At 62.1% G+C, this 3,235-nt stretch carries 4 protein-coding genes; 3 read left to right on the top strand and 1 reads right to left on the bottom strand.

Features of this window, described 5'->3' with window-relative positions:
- The first annotated feature begins 49 nt into the window (after positions 1-49).
- Genes U4012_RS35435 through tnpC form a run of 3 tightly spaced genes read left to right on the top strand, consistent with a single transcriptional unit; the run spans position 50 to position 2,533 of the window.
- A complete protein-coding gene (locus U4012_RS35435) occupies positions 50-592 on the top strand; it encodes a transposase (RefSeq protein WP_321804511.1) in 543 nt (180 codons plus the stop codon).
- Positions 568-918 (top strand): IS66 family insertion sequence element accessory protein TnpB, encoded by a 351-nt coding sequence (gene tnpB / locus U4012_RS35430; RefSeq protein WP_321804509.1) that lies wholly within the window; start codon positions 568-570, stop codon positions 916-918. The genes U4012_RS35435 and tnpB overlap by 25 nt, the downstream gene beginning before the upstream one ends.
- A 31-nt stretch (positions 919-949) precedes the next feature.
- Positions 950-2,533, top strand: coding sequence for an IS66 family transposase (gene tnpC, locus U4012_RS35425; RefSeq protein WP_321804507.1), 1,584 nt, complete (start codon positions 950-952; stop codon positions 2,531-2,533).
- Here tnpC and U4012_RS35420 read toward each other — a convergent pair.
- Positions 2,530-3,108, bottom strand: coding sequence for a nucleotidyltransferase family protein (locus U4012_RS35420; protein ID WP_321804505.1), 579 nt, complete (start codon positions 3,106-3,108; stop codon positions 2,530-2,532). The genes tnpC and U4012_RS35420 overlap by 4 nt on opposite strands.
- Positions 3,109-3,235 lie beyond the last annotated feature (127 nt).

Here is a 3,235-nt window from a genome sequence, read left to right as displayed (position 1 = left end):
CGTAAGCCGTCAATAAACGACGCCCTACCAATGGTGGGCAGAAGGTCAGATGCTAAGTGTCCGCGTGGACACATGCACTCAGACCGTGATGACAGAGAAACAGGACCTTCGAAGCAGACTGGTGGTTGGCCGCAGACGGGATGGCCGGCGGGAATTTGATGAAGATGCCGTGCGGGAGCTGGTCGAGTTTTGCCTGAAGCCGGGGGTATCGATCGCGCGGGCGGCCATGGACCATGATGTCAATCCGAACCAGTTGCGCCGCTGGATCTCGCGCCATCAGCAGCATACGCTGCAAACACCAACGAGACCGGACCCGCTGGTGATAGACGGCGTATCGATTGACATCCCGGGTTCAGCACGTCGTGTTCCGGTAAGCGAAGCATCGCCGTTTGTCCCTATTGTCGCTGCGCCATCGAGCGTCCCAGCCGTTTCCCCTGTACTGCCGCCGGACACGTCGTTGATGGCACTCTCGTTACATGTGCGCTTGTCGAATGGTGTCGAATTCGATCTTGGCGAGGCGAGTGTCGATGAGTTGGCCACGGTGATCCAGATGCTCGGGAGGCTGCCGTGTTCCGGTTCGACGAAGGGCTGAAGGTCTACCTGCATCGCGATCCGGTCGACTTCCGCATGGGCATCAACGGGCTGTCGATCCTGGTCGAACAGGCGATGCTCCTGAACCCAATGACCTCGGCGCTGTTCGTCTTCGGCAACCGCCGTCGTGATCGCATCAAGATTCTGGCCTGGGGCGGCAACGGCTTCTGGTTGCTGCTCAAGCGACTCGAAGCCGATCGCTTCGTCTGGCCGAACGGAGGCGACACGATCACCCTCAGCACCGAGCAGTTGCACTGGCTGCTCGACGGCATCGACCTGGCCGTGATCCAGAAGCATCCCCAGCGATATTACGCGCGGATGAGCTGAACACCACGCGGGTGACATGGTCTAATCGGCCATGCCGAACATCCCCGTCATGCCGAGTGTTGAGGAATACCAAGCACTGCTCGCCGAACGCGATGCGCTGCGCGGTGAGCTCCGGCTCGTGACGGCCCAGCGCGATTTGGCCGAAGAGAAGTTGCGGGCCTACAAGCACGAACTGTTCGGCGCATCGAGCGAAGCGCGCCATACCGACCAGCTCGGCCTGTTCAACGAAGCCGAGGCCCTTGCGATGGCTACCGATGCGCTTGCGCGCGAGGACTTGCCCGGCACATCGGTCGCCGCTCACACGCGCGGCAAGCGTGGGCGCAAACCGCTCGATCCGAACCTACCACGCGAGGTCGTGCGGCACGAGTTGCCCGAGTCCGAACGGTTCTGCGCGCACGACGGCTATGCCCTCGTGGAGATCGGCGTCGAGACGAGCGAGCAGCTCGACGTGATTCCCGAGCAGGTGCGCGTCGTTCAGCACCAGCGGGTCAAGTACGCGTGCCCGTGCTGCGACCTCGGCATCAAGGTCACGCCAGCGCCGGCGCGCATCATTCCGCGCGGGCTACTCACAGAATCCGCGCTGGCGTGGATCATCACCGGCAAGTATCAGTACGGCATGCCACTGTATCGCCAGGCCACGCTGCTGCGTCGCTTCGGCGGCGACATCTCGTCGAACACGCTGGCCGCCAGCGTGGTGCGGGTGGGGCTCGCCACGCAACCGGTGATCAACCTGATGCGCGACGCGCTGCTCGAATCGGACCTGATCTACGGCGACGAGACAACGTTCCAGGTGCTGAAGGAACCAGGACGCAGGCCGCAGGCAAAGAGCTATCTATGGGCGCAGGTCAACGGCTCGGGGCCACCGGTGCGGATGTTCTCGTACTCGCCGGGGCGCGGTGCCCAGCATGCGCAGAAGCTCTATGCTGGCGTTCAGCCTGGCACCGTGCTGATGACTGACGGATACGAGCTCTACAACGGCATCGCCCACGATCACCAGCTCGTGCATCTCGGATGCTGGGCACACGTGCGCCGCGGCTTCATCAAGGCCGAGGAGTCGGTGCCGAAGGCGGCACGCTCGCCGGATCTGTTGGCCACGCGCTTCGTCGTGCAGATCGGCAAGCTGTTCGCGGCCGAGGCGCGCAGCGCGAAGTGGAAGTCTGAACGTCGGCAACGACTGCGCGCCCGGTACAGCGCCCGCGTGCTCGCCATCATCGAGCGCATGCTGGTCGAGCATCTGCCGGGCGTCGTGCCGTCGAGTCTGCTCGGCAAGGCATTGCAGTACATGAGTGGACAGTGGCCCAAGCTGGTCCGATACGTCGGTAACGGCAACTGGCCGATCTCGAACAACTTGTGCGAGAACGCGATCAGGCCGTTCGTCGTCGGCCGCAAGGGCTGGCTGTTCTCCGATACGGTTGCTGGCGCACAGGCCAGCGCCAATCTCTACTCACTGGTCGAGACCTGCAAGGCGAACGGCATCGACCCATACCGCTATCTAGTCTGGCTGTTTGCCAATCTGCCGCACGCTTCAACCGCTGACGGCTACGCGTCCCTGCTGCCTTGGGCGTCACCATACAATAGCCGATCGATTGACCAGCCACCGAGTACGGCCCCTTAGCAGGGAACGATGGTCACGCGAGGCCATCGATTGCGATACTGCTTCTCTTCTAACCGCTGCCGATACGTCGCGACACTGACTCGCTCGGGATTCCGACGAACTACCATGGCGAACAAATCATCCAGCCCATACGGTGCAATGACCCTGATCGTGTCGTCAGGAAGCAGCGTCAACCCGACTGCGGTTGCATACTCCGGCCACGACGCGACGGCAGCCTCCAGCGACTTTAACGGTGGCACAGCGTAGCCAAAAGCCGCCTCGAACCAGGTATGAACGGCGGCTTGATTGGTGACCTCCCATGGCAATTGGGGGTGCATCCTGCTTAGATGAGACTGAAACGTTGCGTCGCGCTCCGCAGAAAGATCGGCGCCATCGAAGTACGCAACATCGACGTCAGGCAATGCTGACGATGTCTCCAATCCGTGCAAAGAATCCCAGACGAGGTTCCGGACGGCACCAGCACCGATGCACCAGGAGGGTAGATTCAGGGACTGGACCGCAACCAGTGCAGGCCAAAACCATGAAGACTCTCGCGCAAGGGCAACGAGACGTGCTTCGAAGTCAGTCGATGGCATGAGCAAAGAGTCCGATGGGCAGAGGCGACGATCTGCCGCTGAGCAAACTTGCCGCTCACGGCAAGCCGATCTTAACCGAGTGTGACGCCGATGGAGGAGCGGGAGACGTCCTTTACCGACCGCTTGC

The sequence above is a fragment of the Burkholderia sp. BCC1988 genome (assembly GCF_905339895.1).
In the GTDB taxonomy this organism is placed as follows: domain Bacteria; phylum Pseudomonadota; class Gammaproteobacteria; order Burkholderiales; family Burkholderiaceae; genus Burkholderia.
This window is presented reverse-complemented; position numbering and strand designations above follow the sequence as displayed.